Origin of the sequence: Polynucleobacter sp. MG-Unter2-18 (genome assembly GCF_018687675.1) — a bacterium.
Lineage (GTDB): Bacteria > Pseudomonadota > Gammaproteobacteria > Burkholderiales > Burkholderiaceae > Polynucleobacter.
This window is the reverse complement of sequence record NZ_CP061302.1, coordinates 1,695,430-1,714,773: the sequence shown is the minus strand read 5'-3', so window position 1 is coordinate 1,714,773 and position 19,344 is coordinate 1,695,430. Positions and strand designations below refer to the sequence as shown.

Genomic DNA, 19,344 nt, shown 5'->3' with positions numbered 1-19,344 from the left:
AATTGCACTATGACTATGATTGCAAATAAAGAAAGACTATTGATCTGATGCGCGATCGTATTATTGCTTACGCTTACCTAATCCGTCTGGATAAACCAATCGGCACGCTACTGTTATTGTGGCCAACTTTATGGGCACTTTGGCTAGCAAGTAGCGGTTTTCCTGATTGGCATTTACTCATTATTTTTATCTGTGGAACATTTTTAATGCGCAGTGCCGGGTGCGCTATGAATGACTATGCGGATCAAGATTTTGATCGCCATGTTTTAAGAACTAGAGATCGCCCCATTACGAGTGGCAAGATTTCTGGAAAAGAGGCGCTGGCTGTGGCAGCCACTTTGGCATTGATAGCTTACTTACTTATTCAACCCCTGAATGCTTTAACTCAAAAGCTCTCTTTCTTTGCCTTAGCGGTTGCGATTATTTATCCTTTCACTAAGCGTTTCTTTGCGATTCCGCAAGCAGTTCTTGGTATTGCCTTTGGTTTTGGTATTCCGATGGCCTATGCCGCCGTATTGGATTTCATTCCAATGGAGGCTTGGGTTTTGTTTGTTGGCAATATCTTCTGGGCGATTGCTTACGATACAGCTTATGCCATGGTTGATCGTGATGATGATTTACGTTTGGGTTTGCGCACCTCGGCCATTACCTTTGGTCGATTTGATGTTTTAGCAATTGCCTTGAGTTATGCCTTGCTATTTCTGAGTCAGATTTGGGTCGCTCAATTAGCCAATCTGAATAATTACTTTTGGGTGGGTTGGTGCTTTGCTGTAGCTTGCGCTATATATCATCTGAAGTTAGTTACTAGTCGCAAGCGGGAGGATTGCTTCAAGGCATTTCGTCACAACAACTGGTTGGGCGGATTCCTATTTTTGGGAATCCTACTGGGTCTTACCTAATTCATCACCCATTGCCTTGCCACGTTGACTGGCTGCATCAACTGCCTTCTCAAGTGCACCATGCCAATCGAGTTGCTTGAGCATATCTAGTGCAGCAGCAGTAGTGCCACCCTTGGAAGTGACGCGTTCACGCAATACGCCCGCATGCTCATCTGAGTTATGGGCTAACTGTGTAGCACCCTCTAAAGTGGCATAGGCAAGTTTGCGAGCGGTGGCCGAGTCCAGCCCAAGTTTCTCACCACTCGATTGCATGGCCTCTAAGAAAGCAAAAACATAGGCAGGGCCGCTGCCAGAAACAGCAGTAACAGCGTCCATGAGTTTTTCTTCATTCACCCAAACCGCTTGACCTACTGCATTGCAAATCGTTTCCGCAAGGGCGCGATCAGATACATTGACCGCAGCATCAGCGAATAGCCCAGTAATGCCCTTACCGATTAATGCTGGAGTATTGGGCATCGCACGTACACAACGCTCATGATCAAGCCAACGACTCATGTCTTTGAGACGAATGCCGGCGGCTATGCTGAGAATGAGTGGGCCTGGCGCGGTCGCATGCTTGAGTTTTGCACTTAAAGACTTGGCTACTACATTGAAGTCCTGAGGCTTAATGGCCATCACTACGACATTATTTTTGGAGAAGTCAAAAGCAATTTGATCCAAAGTACCAATGATCTGCACACCAAAATCTTGATGCAATTGCAAGCCAGTGCTAGCGTTGGCCTCAACTACAGAAAGTTGATCGGCCTCAAAACCATTACTTAGTAAACCGCTAATTAAAGCGCGGCCCATATTACCGCCGCCAATGAAGGTGATGTGGGCGTTTTGGTTTATTTGTTGTGTGCTCATATCTTGATCTTATCGCGCTTCCCAAAAATGGCGCTACCTATACGTACCATGGTGCTACCTTCAGTGATTGCAGCCTCCAGATCATCAGACATCCCCATGGAGAGCGTATCAAAGAAAACATACCCAGCATCACTCATATGCTTTGCCTTAATCCCAACAAAGCACTCTCGAACAGCGGAAAAAGATTGACGTTGTTGGTTGACATCATCGCTGGGTGCGGGGATGGCCATGATTCCACGAAGAACTAAATTAGGTAATTTGGAAATCGCATCGCAAAGAGCATCAACCTCTTCGAGAGAAATACCGCTTTTACTGTCCTCTTTGCTGACGTTAATCTGAACACAAACTTGCAACGGTTCTAAGTTAGAAAATTCTCCACGTTGAGTGGAAAGGCGTTCTGCAATTTTGAGGCGATCAATACTATGTACCCAGTCAAAGTGTTCTGCAACATCGCGTGTCTTGTTGCTTTGTAGTGGACCAATAAAGTGCCACTCAAGCCAAGGGCGCAATTTAGACAGCTGCTGAATTTTTCCAACACCCTCTTGAACATAATTCTCACCAAAGGCAGTTTGCCCGACATGCATGGCCTCCTCAACCGCTATAGCGGGAAAGGTTTTGCTGACAGCGAGTAGTTGGATGTCCTCGGGCTCACGTTTAGCTGCCAAGGCTGCCAACTCCAGTCTTTGCCTCACCATCATGAGGTTAGTAGTGACCTGACTCATGATTGGCTTCGGCTTTGTTGATTAATAAGTTGGTCAACAATCTCGATCCAATGCAGTACTGGGGTGTCCTCTTGTTGGAGGTGAGTGATGCAGCCAATATTTCCGGAAACAATCACTTGTGCGCCAGACTCTTCGCAGGCAGCATTGAGGTGAGTGAGTTTGTTATGGCGTAACTGTTCTGAGAGTTCTGGCTGGGTTACCGAATAAGTTCCCGCTGAGCCACAGCAGAGATGGCTATCGGCGCATAAGCGCACTCCAATGCCAATACCAGCTAAAAGACCCTCCACCTTGCCGCGAATTTGTTGACCATGTTGCAGTGTGCAGGGAGGGTGATACACCACACCAGGCTTTGGATCGGCGCCCACTAGAGCAACAAGCTCTTCCTGAAGCGCTGGCAAGATTTCTGAAATATCTTTAGTGAGGTCGGAGATAGTCTTGGCTTTAGCGGCATATTGGGGATCACTTGAAAATAGATGGCCATAATCTTTGATCATCACACCACAACCAGAAGCAGTCATCACAATAGCTTCAATGCCTTGTTCAACTTGCGGCCACCAGGCATCGATATTTTGTTTGGCATTTTCTAAGCCGCCAGCTTGATCGTTTAAGTGGTAACGCAATGCGCCACAGCAAGTAGCGTTAGGTGCAGAAATTAATTGAATCTTGAGTGCATCTAAAACACGTGCAGTTGCTGAGTTGATATTTGGCAGCATGCCAGGTTGAACGCAACCCTCAAGCAATAGCATCTTGCGTGGGTGGCTAGTCTGTGGCCTTGCATAGGGATCCGTATTTGTATTGAGCGCTTTATTTTTAGCTTCCGGAATCTTGCGCTGTATTCCAGTGGGCATGAGTGGTCTAACTAAGCGGCCAATAGCCATCGCTGATTTGAATAACTTAGGGCTGGTTAAACCCTCTTTCAGAGCCCAGCGGGTGAGGCGCTGACCAATAGGACGCTCAGGAGTATTTTCTTCTGCCCACTTGCGACCAATATCGACCAAGTTGCCATATTGCACACCGCTTGGACAAGTACTTTCGCAATTGCGGCAAGTCAGGCAGCGATCCAAATGCAGACGTGTTTTTTCAGTAGGGGCTTGGCCTTCCGCCATTTGCTTAATGAGGTAGATGCGACCTCTAGGACCATCGAGCTCATCACCAAGCAATTGATAGGTGGGGCATGTCGCTGTGCAAAAGCCGCAGTGCACACATTTACCAAGAATTCTGGCGGCTTCAATACCCTCTGGAGTATTGGCAAATTGGGGGGCGAGTTGAGTTTGCATAAGGGTGCTAAAAGAGGGGCTAAAAGAGATGCTTAGGGAAGACGTGAAGTAGCAAATATGCCCGCAGGATCAAAGGCGGATCTGAGGCGTGCTTGTACTGCCTCTAAAGCAGTTGAGTGCACTTGCTCACTCAAAAGGGTAAAGCGTTGCTTGCCCGGATCAACATTACTTCCTTGCTTAAAACGAGTTGCATGCCCGCCATGATTACTAGCTAAGGCTTTGATGGATGCAAAAGTAGCATCATCACCTGGCGCCTTTAGCCAACGTTGCTGGCCATGCCATTCCAAAGCAATGTCACCGTTTACATTTTCAAAAGCAAGTGGTCCGCAGGCGGCTGGAAGTGCGAGACGATATAAAGTCTCATCACTGTTCAGGATTGAAAAAACAGCTAATTGTTGTTCGCGCAAAGCAGCCCAAAATTCCGTAGCAACTTGAGTGTCTAATTCGCTTGCATTAACAGCTGCGCCCATGATCGGAATAGCCGCTTTGACTGCAGCAGCAGCTCCGGCTAAGCGAATAGTGAGTTCACCATCTCCACCTGTTGAGCTACCGATCCAGCAGCTTGCCGAGAGCGGTAAAGGTTGCCCCGCCCATTCATTTACGAGTTGCAGTGCGCGTGCTTGGGTAATGTTGCAACGAAGAGATGTTGTAGCAGCTGGTCGCGGTAATACTTTTACAGAAGCCTCTAGTAACAGCGACAAGGTTCCCATTGATCCAGGTAATAAGCGTGAAACATCATATCCCGCAACGTTCTTCATCACCTTGCCGCCAAAGGATAAGTCTTGACCTTTACCATCAAGAATGCGAACTCCTAGAACAAAATCACGTAAATTGCCCGCGCTAATACGTCCTGGACCTGCCAAGCCTGCAGCGATGGTTCCACCAAAAGTTGCATCATCACCAAAGTGGGGTGGCTCAAATGCCAACATTTGATTCTTATCGGCTAAAGCAGCTTCAATTACTTTTAGTGGTGTACCGGCGCACGCAGTGATCACGAGCTCTTCAGGCTGGTATTCCAGAATTCCAGAGTAAGTGCGGGTATCTAACTTGGTGTAAGAATTGGCATTCCCGTACCAAGACTTTGTGCCGCCGCCTTCAATGGATAAAGGAGTTTTGTTTTTAACTGCAGCCAGAATTTGCTCACGAAATAAATCAAAATTGGTATTGCTAGCTGTAAACATTAAAAGCGCTCCAACTCAGGATGCGGTAAGTTGCCACCACTAATCCGCATGCGACCATACTCAGCACAACGATTCAAAGTAGGAATAGCCTTGTCAGGATTTAATAGTCGCTCTGGATCGAATGCTGATTTAACACCCCAAAATGATTCACGTTCACCCTCACCAAATTGAATACACATGGAGTTAATTTTTTCAATACCAACACCGTGCTCACCAGTAATCGTGCCATCAAGCTCGACACAAGCTTCTAAAATTTCAGTACCAAATTCTTCGGCGCGATGCCACTCATCCTGATCGGCACCGTTAAATAAAATGAGGGGGTGCATATTGCCATCACCTGCATGAAATACATTTAAGCAGGCAAGGCCATATTTCTTTTCCATGCCTTGTATGCGTCTGAGTAGGGTACCAATATTTCTGCGCGGGATGGTGCCGTCCATACAGTAGTAGTCGGCTGCTAAGCGGCCTGCTGCTGGAAAAGCATTTTTACGACCGCTCCAAAACTTCAGGCGCTCTGCTTCATTCTGAGATATCTGAATGCCGCTAGCACCGGCTTGCTCGAGAACTTTTGTCATGCGCTCAATCTCTTCTGCAACCTCTTCAGGCGTGCCATCGGATTCGCAAAGCAGAATAGTTTCGGCTTCAAGGTCATATCCTGCATGAACAAATTCTTCTACTGCGCGAGTGGTCGCTTTATCCATCATCTCCAGGCCGGCTGGAATAATCCCGGCGGCAATGATGGCCGCTACTGCATCGGCACCTTTTTCAATATCGTCAAAGCTAGCCATAATGACTCGCGCCAACTTGGGTTTAGCAACCAGCTTTACTGTGACTTCAGTGACTACGGCAAGCATGCCCTCGCTACCCATCACGATTGCCAATAAATCAAGTCCCGGAGAGTCGGGTGCAAGGCTACCGAACTCTACGATCTCACCGTTCATCAAGATGCCGCGCACTTTCAAAACGTTGTGAAGCGTCAGGCCGTACTTGAGGCAGTGCACACCGCCCGAGTTTTCATTGACATTTCCGCCAATAGAGCAGGCGATCTGTGAGGACGGGTCTGGAGCGTAATACAGTCCGAGATGGGCTACTGCTTCGGAGATTGCTAAATTACGAACGCCCGGTTGCACAACTGCAGTTCTGGTGAACGGATCAATATTGATGATCTTTTTGAGTTTGGCAAGTGAAAGCACTAAACCCTGAGATATGGGCATAGCGCCACCAGATAGTCCAGTACCAGACCCACGGGGGACAATGGGTATTTGCATCGCAAAGCAAGTCTTCAGAATCTGAACAACCTGCTCCTCAGTTTCTGGCAGAGCTACTGCCAGGGGCATGCGTCGATAGGCTGCGAGGCCATCGCATTCATAAGGGATCGTGTCCTCAGGCTCCCACAGTAAGGCATGTTCGGGGAGGATAGGGCGCAGGGCCGATACCAATTTGGATTGCAGGGCGGTAATAGCCGCGAGTTCGGGGGGTGGGGTCACCATATTCATAGGAATCATTTTAGCCATTTACCTATAATTAGTTTTATGGGAAATCGACTTTCAAAAATAGCCACCAGAACTGGTGATGCGGGCATGACCGGGCTTGGCGATGGTAGCCGAGTGGAAAAGGATCATTTGCGCATTTGCGCCATGGGCGATGTCGATGAATTGAACTCTGAAATCGGGGTTTTGATGACTGAATCGATCCCCGAAAGCCTTGCTGAGGAGTTCAAAAGTCTATTTTTGCAAGTACAGCATGATTTATTCGACTTAGGTGGGGAGCTTTGTATTCCGAATTACACCCTACTCAAGCCAGAGCAGGTAGCCCAGTTGGATATTTGGTTGGAAAAATTCAATGCCACTTTACCTCCCCTGACTGAATTTATTCTTCCAGGCGGCACTCGCGCAGCTTCTCAGGCCCACGTTTGTCGCACTGTCTGTAGACGGGCGGAGAGATCGATTGTGCGCTTGGGTTGGGAGGAGCCTTTATACGATGCCCCGCGTCAATACGTTAATCGCTTATCAGATCTATTGTTTGTATTAGCGCGGGTACTCAATCGTGCGGCGGGTGGTCAAGACGTTTTATGGAAGCACGAAAAAAAAGAGACTAAATAAATTAGTCTCTTTTGGGGCTAATAAAGCAGTTTCACTTTAACTTCTCGCCTCTTTATTTCTTTACTTTTCTGCGGTTCTTGACAGCTAAAGCCAAGCGTTGCAACACATTGACTGAGTCTTCCCAGTTAATGCAAGCATCCGTAATGCTCTTGCCATATTCCAATTTATTTGGATCATCTTTTCCAGGCGAGAATTTTTGTGCGCCGTCGTTAAGATGACTTTCAATCATGACACCAAAAATTTGCTTTGAGCCAGATTCAATTTGCTCAGCAATATTTTCTGCCACCACGATTTGACGCTCATGTTTTTTGCTAGAGTTTGCGTGCGATAAATCAACCATCAAACTGGCTGGAAGCTTGGCTGCTTCAAGCTCAGAGCAGGCTGCTTGCACATATTGCGCTTCATAGTTAGGCTCTTTACCACCACGTAAAATAACGTGACAGTCTTTATTGCCTTGAGTTTCCACAATAGATACTTGACCATTTTTGTGAACTGATAAGAAATGGTGTGGACGACTAGCTGCCTGAATGGCGTCGGTAGCAATCTTGATATTGCCATCAGTACCATTCTTAAATCCGATTGGTGCCGAGAGGCCTGAAGCTAGTTCACGATGCACTTGACTCTCGGTTGTGCGTGCACCAATAGCGCCCCAAGAAATCAGATCTGCAATGTATTGTGGAGAAATTACATCTAAAAATTCGCTACCTGCAGGCATGCCTAGGCGATTAATTTCCATCAACACTTGGCGAGCCATGCGTAAGCCTTCTTCAATGCGATAGCTCTCATCTAAGTACGGGTCATTAATCAAACCCTTCCAACCAACAGTGGTACGTGGTTTTTCAAAATAGACTCGCATCACAATTTCAAGTTCACCTGCAAAACGATCACGCTCTGTGATTAATCTTTGGCAGTACTCTAGTGCCGCACGGGGATCATGAATCGAGCAAGGTCCGATGATGACAAGTAGGCGATCATCTTTTCCATGAATGATGTCGCGAATCTTTTTACGTGTCTTACTGATGAGTGCTTCTGTAGGTGTTCCAGCAATCGGAAAGAAGCGAATCAAATGCTCTGGCGGCGGCAGAACAGTAATGTTGTGAATGCGTTGATCATCCGTATCTGACGTTTTGTCAACGGCAGCGTACCAGTTTGCGGGATTCGTATTTTGTTGGCTCATCCGACTATTTTAAGCCGTATTAAGCCGTTCCTCCGACAGTCAGGCTGTCGATGCGTAAAGTTGGCTGCCCAACGCCCACGGGGACGCTCTGACCCTCTTTGCCGCAAACCCCGATACCGCCGTCTAATTTCAGGTCATTTCCGATCATGGAGACCTGTTTTAAGGACTCTGGGCCGCTACCAATGATGGTCGCGCCTTTGACTGGATATTGAATTTTGCCGTTTTCTACCCAATAGGCCTCTGAGGCTGAAAATACGAATTTACCGCTTGTAATGTCGACTTGACCGCCCCCAAAGTTGACGGCGTAAAGGCCGCGTTTAATACTGGCCACGATTTCTTGGGGATCATCCTTGCCGGCCAACATATAAGTATTGGTCATGCGTGGCATTGGTAGGGAGGCAAAACTCTCGCGCCGTCCATTGCCTGTCAAGGGCATGTTCATGAGTCTGGCATTCAGGCTATCCTGAATGTAACCCTTCAAAATGCCATCTTCGATCAAAGTGGTGCATTGGGTGGGCGTACCTTCATCATCGATATTGAGTGAGCCACGACGACCGGAGAGTGTTCCGTCATCAACAACAGTGACACCTTTAGCAGCAACTCGCTGGCCAATGCAGCCAGCAAAAGCTGACGAGCCTTTGCGATTAAAGTCACCCTCAAGACCATGACCTACTGCTTCGTGTAGTAATACTCCAGGCCATCCTGGTCCCATCACTACTATCATTGGGCCCGCTGGGGCAGGGCGAGAATCTAAATTAATTAGTGCGCCATCAACAGCTTCATCAACATATTGATTAATTAGTTTTGCATTGAAGTAGTGGTAATCATGACGAGCGCCACCGCCTGAGGATCCGGATTCGCGACGACCATTTTGTTCCGCAATCACATGGACGGATACCCGCACTAATGGACGTACGTCAGCAGCCAGTAGGCCATCAGCCCGAACTACGAGTACGACATCAAATTCGCCAGCCAAGCTAGCCATCACCTGAATGATCCGTGGGTCACGCGCTTTTGCACGACGCTCAATACCTTCGAGTAAAGCAATTTTTTCTTGGGGCGCAAGTGAATCTAAAGGATTTAAGTCTGAGTAGAGTCCGTTGGAAACGGGCGTAAAGATTTTGCTTGCAACAGCACGTGTACCACCTTGGGGGCCAATTACTCGGGTTGATTTGGCTGCTTTATTCAGCGCCTCTAAATTAATTTCATCAGAGTAAGCAAAGGCGGTCTTATCTCCATAGATTGCGCGCACACCAACACCCTGATCAATACTAAAGCTGCCGGATTTCACAATACCTTCTTCTAAGCTCCAGCTCTCGCTACGGGTGTGCTGGAAATAAAGGTCGGCATCATCGAGCTGATGCGTGAACATATTGCCAAAGGTGTGATGCAAATCTTGTTCAGAAAGGCCGGTCGGCTCAAGGAGAATGGATTTAGCCAGCTTGAGAAGATCGGCCTGTTTCTTGGGCTTAGTCCAATTACTTGGAAATAATGCTTCTGGTGCTTTCATCTTGATTTTGCTGAACTTTCTGTATTAAAGCTTGCGGTGTTTTAGTGCAGGTAGCTTAGAGCGTACCTCTTTTAATTTATCTTTGCTGAGTGTGCCCTGAATAAAACCCTCCCCCTCAGGAAGATTACTCAATATCTCTCCCCATGGATCAACTAGCATGCTCTCACCCCAAGTACGTCGTTGATTCAAGTGAATGCCTCCTTGAGCTGAGGCTAGAACATAGCATTGGTTTTCAATTGCGCGAGCGCGCAGAAGAATTTCCCAATGATCTTTACCGGTGGTATGGGTAAACGCAGCTGGAATAATGTGGCAGTCCACTTGACCAAGGGCGCGGTACAGCTCTGGAAAACGTAGGTCATAACAAATGCTTAGGCCAAAACACCATTCCACTTCATTAAGCTGAATTACAAATTGGCCTGGCTGGCTTCCTGCTGAAATGGTTTCAGATTCTTCGTATCGCTCCGTTGGAGTTTGAAAGCCAAATAAATGAATTTTGTCGTAACGAGCGATTTGGATACCAAGAGGATCAAATACTAAGGAGGTATTGAGAACCTTATTGGATTCTTTAGCCTCCAAAGGGATGGTTCCGGCAACTAGATAGATATTATTTTCTTGTGCAATCGCGGCAAGTCGTTCTTGAATCGGACCAGATCCTGCCGCTTCCCTTACATTGACCTTATCGGTATCTTTCAATCCCATTAAGCAAAAATATTCCGGCAATACGGCAATCTGTACTCCGCAATCTGTAGCAGCTTTAATTAAGCGAGCTGCAGTCTCAAGATTCTCATGGAGGCTGGGAGTCGACACCATTTGTATCGAGGCTATATTGAGTTCAGAAGCATTTCTTGGTGCGTTCATCTTTTTAACCTGGCATTTGGGTGGGCGCGTTTTGGTTTGCAGGCGGATTTACAGGAGCGGAATTAGGGGAGTTCGGTTTTGTTTGCTCTTTCAAAAGATTCTTAGTGCGAATCGTCTCTAAAGTTTTAGCATCGAGTGGTTGACCTTTTTGATCAAGCGGGATCACTTCCGGATTTTCCCAAGATCCCTGAACTAAATAATCTGTTTGCATAGTGCGATTAATTTGATTGGTAATGAGGTACTGCCCCAACACCGCTCCTAAGCCAATGATGGGGTTGATTGCAAATGCTGCTAGGGAGCCTGCAGTGGCATCAATCGTAGGAAATATAGTAATTCGGAGATCTTGAGTTTCTTTAGCGACATTGATTTGCCCCGTCATGGCAACCCGAGCTTGATCCAGAATCATGGTGAATTGTTTAGTTTGCGCAACTCCTTGGGCAATCTCAAAGTTACTAGCGATGGAATTGAAAGGCGTACCTTTAGTTGCTAAGTTTCCTAGACTACCTTTTAGATCAAAAGTTGCAAATCTAAAGAGACTTTGCAGACTGAGAACGTCTAATAACTTAGCCCCATCAGTATTGACTTCTAGTAAGCGGCCTTTAGCAAGGTCTAGGCTAACGTTGCCAGCAAGAGAATCATAGGCTGGAGAAAATGGTGACCCAGACCATGAGAGTGAGGCAGTGAGCTTTCCTTCACCACCCTCTACCGACTTAGAATTACTCCAATGAGCAATAATTTGCCCCGCATCTTTAATATTAACGTCCGCAGTAAATGAGCTTAGTTCAGGATTATTTTGGGTGCTGGCCTGCCACTGACCTTTGATAGTGGAATTGCCTTGAGGATTATTAATTTGCATTGACTCAAGTTTCATGAGGTCACGACTGGTTTTAGACTTGATTTTTACTGCGCCTAGTTGCACCTTTGTCCAACTCAAATCATCGATCGTTAAATCTAGGCTAGGAATAGCATTCGGGTCTACCGGACTCTTGAGAGGAGTCGCTTTTTGTGGAGCACCTTCCTTGGATAGCAAGTCTGCAGATGTGCGTTGATCCGGAACTTTTAAGCGCGCAAGTCTTCCAGAAATAAATCCACTAGGGTGATCATTGTTGCTGGGTTGCCATTGCATTTGACCAGTAATCTGGGATGAATTTAAACGCAGTTGCCAAGCGATATTTTTTTTCTGAGACTGCATGCTGACATCAGCCCACTCACGATCTAGGGCGATTAATTTCTTCACTTGAGCAGAGATTTGTATATCTTCCTGGGGAGTATTCGGCGGATTGACTTCATTCGTTTTACTCTTTGATTTTCCTGCCCCTAAAAACTCTATCCACTGATCAAGATCTAGTTCATTGCTTGTTAGGTTGAGTGAAAGGCCTTGCTGTGGCAACGGTGTTGGAGACCCAATACCTATTGCATTTTTTACTAAATTGGCGGAATTGAGATTTCCCTGAAGAAAATATTGATCTCCTAATTTTCCAGACCAATCTGCACGCATTAAATTATTCTTGCTAGCTGGGTAAATTTTTAGGCTGAGCTCACCCAACATAGGGGCTCCTGCTAATTTCTTGGCAGGAGAGGGGGCGGAGCTTGCCCAATTGCGTAAGTCAAAGTTGAGCTTGGTTTGGCTGCCCGCTTTGTTAAAGTTGATCAGACCTTCGTATTTGGCCGTTCCACTCATTGCGGTAAGGAGTGCCGGGTGAGCTGGAGATCTTAAATTTCCTGAAAGGTAATCTTTGATAAAGCTAGCATTGATATCGCCCCCGATACTAAAGCTCGTGTTACCTGGCGAAGAGGGCGCGCTAGTAATCTTCAAGACCCCGCCTAAAAAGTTTGCGGTGACGCTATCAAACTCAGGATTGACTTCGGTAATGCGCACCTTGCCCATCAGGTTTTCCATGGGGGGAATCTGCCCCCATTGCACTTGATTTCCAGGGAGATTTATTTTTGCATCGAAGTTGACGTCGTCACTTCCAGATAGCGGAATTTTCAAGTCAAGACCCATATTCACTGGGCCTTTAAGGGAGAGATTCTTGGCTAAGTTTGCTTGCGCAATGCCAACAGGTGATGCAAATACGTATTCGAGGATTTCAGAGCCATCACCCTCAATTGAGCCATTGATGAGTAATGCCAGATTTTTAGCGCTGAGATCCGGAATTTGTGCTTTGACCTTGGTGATTGCCACCTTTTTGTAGCTTGCTTTATCGACGTCAATATTCAAAGTTGCTTGCTTCATGGTGATACTGCCACTGACATTGTTGAGTGCTGACCAAACCCCTTGGCTTTTTGGTAGTAGAGGTACTGGCTTGAAGCTTGCCTTGGAGAATGGCAGGTTTAAGTTGAGCTCTCCCACGGTACCAGCTGGGTAAGGCGCCTGATTGGGGTCCCCTTTAATATGCAAAGAGCCATTTTGAATTTCCCCGGATTCAAAGGCTTTGCTAAGGTATAAACGGCTATCCTTATCCATTCCAACTGGCAAATAGCGATGTGCTGTAGCTAACTTAGCCTTAACAAACTCCATATCTAGAGTTATTTGATCGGGTTGTTTAGGGGCGCCGATCAGATAGCTGAGATCAAAATTGGTAGTGATTTCAGGGTTACTAAGTTGTAATTTCTTGGCATTAATTAGCCAGCCACCTTTTTGTTTGGACCAGCTAATCTCGCCTTTTGCGCGGTCCAGTTGAATTTCGGAATCGGATAAAAAGTCACTCATCTCCAACTCAAGATTTCTAGAGTCTAGTGTGAAGTTACCTTGCTTATGATTACTAACTAAGTTGCCAGATAAATTTGTAACTGAGGGCATCGATTTATTCACTCCAGTGAAGCTAATCTCATTGAGCTTTGCGCTGATAGTGAAGTCGAGCTTGTTGGAAGAAAACCAATTTCCCGGAATAGGTAAGGCTGATAGGGCGGATTGGCTCTCGGACCAATTCATATCTACATTTTGTAACTCACCATCTGCCTCAGAAAGCTTGATCCATTGATGAATCTTTTTAGGTAGCGGAAGATTGAGAGCGAAGAGTGCAATATCCTCCAATTGTATTTTCGGTGATGAGAAACCGAACTCTTTGATCTCGCCGCCATCTTTTGGTGGACGCCAGCGGAAAGTAATTGGGCTTAATTTTTCAAGTGGTGCAGTTTGTGAACTATCAATATTGCGCCATGCCAAGGTTTTTGTTGTGAGGGAATTTAAGCCGCCATCTGTATCTTGGATCAGCTCTGTCTCCAGCCTGCCAAACTCAAGGGGATCCTCATCCTTATTTAATTGCACTACGAGCTGATCTGCTGTTAAGGACATTTGTCCACCATTAGCATTGCTACCATCCAGCTTCAGGCTGCCCTTGGAGTTGACCTTGCCACCTAGCTCGTAGATCGGAAGACTCAGGTCTTTAGAAATTTGACCGAGCTTGAGCTCAGTAAAATCCCATGAAATGGTTCCGATCCAGTCACGCCAATTGCCTGCCTGGCCACCAAGATGATGGACAAAGTCAGCTTCGAGTTTGATTGGACTTGGGCTCCAGGGTGTTTGAGTGATGAGCTGACCCTCATGACTGCGAATGCCGTTGATCAAGTAGAAGCTTTGAATATCAATGGCGGTTTTTAGCCTTCGACTTTGTTGGTCTTCCCAGTAAATTTTGGCATTGTTAACTCGGATATTATTTTGAGCGAGTAACCAGTTTCCGGTTGAAAAATTATTGGCGTCGCCTTGAATTGGAATTCCGGCAATTGAAACGATGCCTTTTGCATCTCGCTGTGCGTATAGCTGCGCCCGATCAATGGTGATCTCGTGAAAATAGGGCGCTAAATAATAGAAAGAAAGCCAGCTGAGTTGCCCGCTGATATCTTCAATGAGCAAGGGCGGGGTGGAATTGCCTACGCTATTGAATCGCAAGCCTTGAATTGCAAAGCTTGGTCGAATTCCAGTCCAAGATACCTGGACATCATCCATCGTGACATTGGCGCCTAAACGAGCACTCATTAAGCGCTCTATGGTGGATTTTGATTTTTCAATCTGTGGCCATAGAACAAAACGCACCCCGAGATGGCCTAATACAAAAAAAGCCACAGTGATACCTGCAAGAATGAGGGCACGCTTACGCCAGCGACCACCAGAACCTGGAGGACGCTTTTGAAGCACGCTCTGCAGGCGAGTCCGGATGATGTTTACAAGCATGGTCTCTATTATCCGTCAGCTATTAGGTGATCGCCAAGCTTCTGCAGGTTTAGGTCTAGAGTCAGATTAAGATGGAGAAATGACTGACTTTGCCGCCCAAATTGAATTTCTAAAGCAGCACTCTAGCTATGCGCAGCGGTGGCTCAATTCTCGTCCTGATTGGGTTGATTGGCTTCGTTCTCAGGGCGCCCAAAAAGTAGATGTAGTTGGAATCGAAGATTTATTGGCTCCTTGCCAAGATGCTTTAGCTGCCCCTGAGCAAGATGAGGCTCAGTTTATGGCGGATCTGAGGCTGGCAAGGCAACGCCTCATGCTTTGGATTGCCTTCCGAGACCTCAATGGCATGGCTGACCTCAGTGAGGTAACGCATGCGCTGAGTCATTTTGCTGAGGAGACGGTAGCCCTTTCGATTGCCTATATCCGAGCAGATCAGCAACGTCGTTTTGGCTTGCCTTGGAGCCGGGTCACAGATTCAGAGATGCCTTTAATGGTGGTGGGTATGGGTAAGTTGGGTGGGCTAGAACTCAACCTTTCTTCTGATATCGACCTGATCTTTTTGTATGAGCACGAAGGTGATACTCAGGGCGGACCTAAGAGCCTGTCCTATCACGAGTGGTTTACGCGAATGGGTAAGCACCTGATTAAATTATTGGCAGAGCATGACGCCAATGGGTTTGTATTTCGGGTAGATATGCGCTTAAGGCCCAATGGGGATTCTGGCCCCCTAGTCTGTAGTCTCGATATGCTCGAAGAATATTTATTGGTACAAGGCAGAGAGTGGGAGCGCTATGCTTGGATTAAGGGTAGGTTGATCTCACCCCTACCTCACTCTCCCTCTTTTGCCCATTGCGAGCGTGAGCTCGATCAACTCATTCGCCCTTTCGTATATCGCCGACATTTAGATTATGGTGTGATTGCATCCATCCGTGAGTTGCATGCCCAAATACAGCATGAGGCTGAGAAGCGCTCCTCTAACCATCATGGTCGATCTAGGGATATTAAATTGGGTCGTGGCGGCATCCGAGAGATTGAGTTCTTAGCGCAAATGTTTCAGTTAATGCGGGGTGGCACCGATCCCCGCTTTCGTATTCGACCTACTCTAGAGGTATTGGAGTTGATAAAGCAACAAGGTATTTTGCCTGCTAAAGAAATTGATGATTTAAAGGCGGCTTACATTTACTTACGTCGCTTAGAGCATCGGATTCAGGTTTGGGAGGATCAGCAGACACACTATTTGCCCGAGGATGAGGCCCCTCGTGCTCGCTTGGCAGCTAGTATGGTCGGCCCTGATCAGACTCAAGAACAAGCTCGTTTTTTATCTGAGCTCGACACACACCAAACGGCAGTAGCTCAGTATTTTGAAAAAGCTTTTGTACTCGATGATGCTGCACGTTTAGACAATACCTCTCTTCCGGCAGGCTGGGAGCCTGACGCCACCCTATTCCCAGAGTCTGCTACCCGATGGTTGGCTTGGGCTGATAGCTCTAAGCAAAGACAGTTACCAGAAAAAAGTAGAATTATTTTTAACAACCTCATTCGCAAGGCTGCGGAGAACTTGCAAGTGGATCAGCCTATTGTGATTAGCGCAGATCAAGCCTTGCTTCGCTTTTTTGATTTGCTAGAAGCAGTTGCAAGGCGCAGCGCCTATCTCTCCATCTTGTCTGAATATCCTCAGGCACTATTCAATGTATTGGCTTTGCTCAAGACCTCTCAATGGGGTGCGCAATATTTAACTCGGCATCCTCATCTCTTGGATTATTTGCTCAACTCGCGTACTGAGAAAGCCCTGATTGAAGATCCTGAACAGTATTGGCAGGAAGTAAAAGCGACCCTGGATATGCGTCTGGATGACGTGATGGCAGATGGTGATGGCTCAGAGCAGGCGATGGATATTTTGCGCATTACCCATCACACCGAAACCTTTATCACTTTGCTCGCAGACTTAGGAATTGGCATGGATCACGAGCTTTCGGTTGAGAAGGTAAGTGATCATCTATCTGCTTTGGCAGACTTGATATTGCAGACCACTTTTGAGCGGGTATGGCCTAGCGTTGCCCAGAAGTTTGCATTACCGCTTGATGCGACTGCGCCATTCGCAGTAATTTCTTATGGCAAGTTGGGTGGTAAAGAGTTGGGATATGCCTCCGACTTGGACTTGGTTTTCTTATATCAAGCCGAAGAAACTGATTTTGCTGCCCAAGAAATTTATGCGCTACTCGCTAAGCGGATGATCAACTGGTTAACCGCTTATACGTCGGCCGGGAGTCTCTTTGAGATCGACACACGACTTCGCCCAAATGGTTCCGCTGGATTTCTGGTAACAAACGCCGATGCATTTAAGAAATACCAGATGCGGGAGGGTGACAACGCCGCATGGGTTTGGGAGCATCAAGCTCTGACACGAGCTAGATCCTCGGCGGGATCAAGAGTAGTTGGAGAATTTTTTGATAGTGTGCGATTTGACGTTTTAAGTCAGAAGCGTGATGTCGGACAACTGCGCCACGAGATTTTAGAGATGCGTCGCAAGGTTCATGCTGGACATCCAAACCCCAGCCCCGACTTTGATTTGAAACATGATGCCGGCGGTATGGTGGATATTGAATTTATCGTGCAATTTTTAGTCTTGGCATTCTCAAGTGCTTATCCACAGCTGATTGGTAATCTGGGAAACATTGCCTTACTTCGGATTGCTGGAGAGGCGGGCTTAATTCAAGCTTCAGTAGCGCAAGAGGTGGGGGATGCCTATCGTTTACTGCGGGCGCGTCAACATCGCTTGCGTTTAGATGGCGCAGAAAAGACACGGGTAGATTTGGCACTTGAGCCTCAGCTGGTTCAAGCAAGAGAAGTGGTGCTGAATTTATGGCAAGAAATCTTTCTGGCCCCTTCGGATACTGAACAAGCTTAGTTTTGCTCTAATAGCTCGCGAGCGTGTCGGCGTGTAGTGTCGGTAATCGTTGCTCCACCCAGCATGCGCGCAACTTCCTCTACTCGCTCGGACCTTCCAAGTGGCATGACCTGTGAGAGGGTTTTATCACCCGCTTGAGATTTGCTTACTTTGAGGTGGTGATTACCTTGCGCTGCCACTTGTGGCAAGTGAGTCACACACAGAATTTGATGCGACTCACCGAGTTGACGCAACAACTTTCCAACCGTCTCTGCAACGGCGCCACCAATACCGGCATCGACTTCATCAAATATGAGTGTGGGTGTAAATGATGCCTTGCTAGTAATGACGCTGATGGCTAAGCTAATACGCGCTAATTCACCGCCGGAAGCTACTTTTGCTAAAGAGCGCGGTGTGCTTCCAGCATGGCCAGCAACCAAGAACTCAATTTGCTCGAGACCATGAGTGCCACCTTCGGCCAAAGGTAGTAAGGCAATCTCCAGTTGTCCACCCGCCATCGATAGGTCCTGCATCGCAGTGGTAACTTGTTTACCCAAATCTAGCGCAGCCTTGTTACGTTTTTGTGAGAGTTGCTTTGCTTGTTTGAGATAGGCAAGCTCTTCTTGTTTCACCCTCTCACGTAAAGCTTCTATATTTTGCGAGGCCGTTAATGCCTCTAAACGTTCGGTAGTATCTAAAAGAAGCTTTGGTAAATCATCTGCTTCGGTACGGTATTTTCTGGCTGCACCATGAAGCGCTTGCATGCGCTCCTCCACCTCGCTGAGGCGTGCAGGATCTAAATCGAGTTTTTGTAAGTAACGATTGAGACCATGCACTGCTTCATCTATCTGAATTTGGGCTGACTCTAAGGCTTGACTGATATCGCTCAGTCCGGAGTCATGCTCTGCTAGTGCGCTGATATTAGCGCTAGCCTTAGAGAGGGTAGATTCGACAGAGTTATCCGCATCGCTCAGAGCATCAATTGCCTCTTGGCAGCCGCTCATAATTTTTGCACCATTGGCTAGTCGTGCATGCTCACTTTGAATGGTGGTCCATTCACCTTCCTGTGGAGAGAGTTCATTGAGTTCCTCCAATTGCCATTCCAAGCGCTCACGCTCGCGTTCAATATCTTGCCCAGCATTTTCAGCTTGCTCTAGTCTGCGACGCGATTCATTGAGAGTTTTAAATAATTGGGAGACCTCAGTAACTAAATCTAGATGATTAGCATGGCGATCTAGTAGTTCGCGCTGCGCACCACCTTTGAGTAAAAGTTGATGTGCATGTTGACCATGAATATCTACCAATTGATCGCCTGCTTCTCGCAGTTGCGCTAAGGTTGCTACGCTACCATTAATAAAAGCGCGGCTACGGCCATTGGCCTCTACAGTTCTTTTCAGTAAAAGACTTTGCCCATCATCTTCCAGTGGAAAACCTTGCTCATCTAACCATTGATTGAAGTGTTTAATTTGCTGTGCGTCAATCCGAAAGAGAGCACTAATTTCTGCACGACTGCAGCCTTCACGAATTTGGCTACTATCTGCACGTTCGCCTAGCACCAAAGCTAGTGCATCCAAGAGGATGGATTTACCAGCACCTGTTTCACCGGTCAGGACTGTAAACCCAGAGGAAAAGTCGAGTTCTAGCTGGTCAACAATGACAAAGTCGCGAAGCGATAGTGTTTGTAGCATGCTTTAGCGTACCAAAAAATTCGACA

The 19,344-nt window shown here is 46.9% G+C and carries 13 protein-coding genes; 3 read left to right on the top strand and 10 right to left on the bottom strand.

Annotation, left to right across the window (positions count from 1 at the left end; genetic code table 11):
- Window positions 1-47 precede the first annotated feature (47 nt).
- Entirely contained in the window at window positions 48-899 is an 852-nt protein-coding gene (gene ubiA / locus C2759_RS08975) for a 4-hydroxybenzoate octaprenyltransferase (protein WP_215354847.1), read from the top strand.
- On the opposite strand, the gene proC is transcribed toward ubiA, so the two are convergent.
- The 5 genes from proC to C2759_RS08950 are packed head-to-tail and all read right to left on the bottom strand — an operon-like array spanning window position 882 to window position 6,430.
- Window positions 882-1,745: a pyrroline-5-carboxylate reductase gene (gene proC, locus C2759_RS08970; protein WP_215354845.1), complete on the bottom strand. Its 864-nt coding sequence runs from the start codon at window positions 1,743-1,745 to the stop codon at window positions 882-884. The two genes, ubiA and proC, sit on opposite strands and share 18 nt — an antisense overlap.
- Window positions 1,742-2,467, bottom strand: coding sequence for a YggS family pyridoxal phosphate-dependent enzyme (locus C2759_RS08965; RefSeq protein ID WP_215354843.1), 726 nt, complete (start codon window positions 2,465-2,467; stop codon window positions 1,742-1,744). The genes proC and C2759_RS08965 overlap by 4 nt, the downstream gene beginning before the upstream one ends.
- Window positions 2,464-3,744, bottom strand: coding sequence for a glycolate oxidase subunit GlcF (gene glcF / locus C2759_RS08960; RefSeq protein ID WP_215354841.1), 1,281 nt, complete (start codon window positions 3,742-3,744; stop codon window positions 2,464-2,466). Before glcF ends, C2759_RS08965 begins: the two co-directional genes overlap by 4 nt.
- 32 nt (window positions 3,745-3,776) lie before the next feature.
- Entirely contained in the window at window positions 3,777-4,925 is a 1,149-nt protein-coding gene (glcE, locus tag C2759_RS08955) for a glycolate oxidase subunit GlcE (RefSeq protein ID WP_215354839.1), read from the bottom strand.
- Window positions 4,925-6,430 (bottom strand): FAD-linked oxidase C-terminal domain-containing protein, encoded by a 1,506-nt coding sequence (locus tag C2759_RS08950; protein WP_215356751.1) that lies wholly within the window; start codon window positions 6,428-6,430, stop codon window positions 4,925-4,927. Before C2759_RS08950 ends, glcE begins: the two co-directional genes overlap by 1 nt.
- A 27-nt stretch (window positions 6,431-6,457) precedes the next feature.
- Here C2759_RS08950 and C2759_RS08945 point away from each other — a divergent pair, with 27 nt between their 5' ends.
- Window positions 6,458-7,027, top strand: a complete 570-nt coding sequence (locus tag C2759_RS08945; protein ID WP_215354836.1) for a cob(I)yrinic acid a,c-diamide adenosyltransferase — start codon at window positions 6,458-6,460, stop codon at window positions 7,025-7,027.
- 52 nt (window positions 7,028-7,079) lie between these two features.
- Here C2759_RS08945 and C2759_RS08940 read toward each other — a convergent pair whose 3' ends face one another.
- Genes C2759_RS08940 through C2759_RS08925 form a run of 4 tightly spaced genes read right to left on the bottom strand, consistent with a single transcriptional unit; the run spans window position 7,080 to window position 14,746 of the window.
- Entirely contained in the window at window positions 7,080-8,204 is a 1,125-nt protein-coding gene (locus tag C2759_RS08940) for a 3-deoxy-7-phosphoheptulonate synthase (RefSeq protein WP_215354833.1), read from the bottom strand.
- Window positions 8,205-8,223: 19 nt separating this feature from the next.
- Window positions 8,224-9,714 carry a metalloprotease TldD gene (gene tldD / locus C2759_RS08935; RefSeq protein WP_251366957.1) on the bottom strand — a complete coding sequence of 497 codons (1,491 nt, stop codon included), beginning with the start codon at window positions 9,712-9,714 and terminating at the stop codon, window positions 8,224-8,226.
- 24 nt (window positions 9,715-9,738) lie between these two features.
- Entirely contained in the window at window positions 9,739-10,572 is an 834-nt protein-coding gene (locus C2759_RS08930) for a carbon-nitrogen hydrolase family protein (RefSeq protein ID WP_215354830.1), read from the bottom strand.
- Between the two features lie 4 nt (window positions 10,573-10,576).
- Window positions 10,577-14,746 carry a YhdP family protein gene (locus C2759_RS08925; RefSeq protein ID WP_215354828.1) on the bottom strand — a complete coding sequence of 1,390 codons (4,170 nt, stop codon included), beginning with the start codon at window positions 14,744-14,746 and terminating at the stop codon, window positions 10,577-10,579.
- A 79-nt stretch (window positions 14,747-14,825) separates the two neighbouring features.
- Here C2759_RS08925 and glnE point away from each other — a divergent pair, with 79 nt between their 5' ends.
- Window positions 14,826-17,651, top strand: coding sequence for a bifunctional [glutamate--ammonia ligase]-adenylyl-L-tyrosine phosphorylase/[glutamate--ammonia-ligase] adenylyltransferase (gene glnE / locus C2759_RS08920; protein ID WP_215354825.1), 2,826 nt, complete (start codon window positions 14,826-14,828; stop codon window positions 17,649-17,651).
- On the opposite strand, the gene recN is transcribed toward glnE, so the two are convergent.
- Window positions 17,648-19,318 carry a DNA repair protein RecN gene (gene recN, locus C2759_RS08915; RefSeq protein ID WP_215354823.1) on the bottom strand — a complete coding sequence of 557 codons (1,671 nt, stop codon included), beginning with the start codon at window positions 19,316-19,318 and terminating at the stop codon, window positions 17,648-17,650. The two genes, glnE and recN, sit on opposite strands and share 4 nt — an antisense overlap.
- Window positions 19,319-19,344 lie beyond the last annotated feature (26 nt).

Excerpts from the sequence above, each read along its gene's own strand:
- C2759_RS08930 (WP_215354830.1), bottom strand. The coding sequence starts at position 10,572 with ATGAACGCACCAAGAAATGCTTCTGAACTCAATATAGCCTCGATACAA.
- C2759_RS08945 (WP_215354836.1), top strand. The coding sequence starts at position 6,458 with ATGGGAAATCGACTTTCAAAAATAGCCACCAGAACTGGTGATGCGGGC.
- ubiA (WP_215354847.1), top strand. The coding sequence starts at position 48 with ATGCGCGATCGTATTATTGCTTACGCTTACCTAATCCGTCTGGATAAA.
- C2759_RS08965 (WP_215354843.1), bottom strand. The coding sequence starts at position 2,467 with ATGAGTCAGGTCACTACTAACCTCATGATGGTGAGGCAAAGACTGGAG.
- C2759_RS08940 (WP_215354833.1), bottom strand. The coding sequence starts at position 8,204 with ATGAGCCAACAAAATACGAATCCCGCAAACTGGTACGCTGCCGTTGAC.
- glcE (WP_215354839.1), bottom strand. The coding sequence starts at position 4,925 with ATGTTTACAGCTAGCAATACCAATTTTGATTTATTTCGTGAGCAAATT.
- tldD (WP_251366957.1), bottom strand. The coding sequence starts at position 9,714 with ATGAAAGCACCAGAAGCATTATTTCCAAGTAATTGGACTAAGCCCAAG.
- C2759_RS08925 (WP_215354828.1), bottom strand. The coding sequence starts at position 14,746 with ATGCTTGTAAACATCATCCGGACTCGCCTGCAGAGCGTGCTTCAAAAG.
- recN (WP_215354823.1), bottom strand. The coding sequence starts at position 19,318 with ATGCTACAAACACTATCGCTTCGCGACTTTGTCATTGTTGACCAGCTA.
- glnE (WP_215354825.1), top strand. The coding sequence starts at position 14,826 with ATGACTGACTTTGCCGCCCAAATTGAATTTCTAAAGCAGCACTCTAGC.
- glcF (WP_215354841.1), bottom strand. The coding sequence starts at position 3,744 with ATGCAAACTCAACTCGCCCCCCAATTTGCCAATACTCCAGAGGGTATT.
- proC (WP_215354845.1), bottom strand. The coding sequence starts at position 1,745 with ATGAGCACACAACAAATAAACCAAAACGCCCACATCACCTTCATTGGC.
- C2759_RS08950 (WP_215356751.1), bottom strand. The coding sequence starts at position 6,430 with ATGATTCCTATGAATATGGTGACCCCACCCCCCGAACTCGCGGCTATT.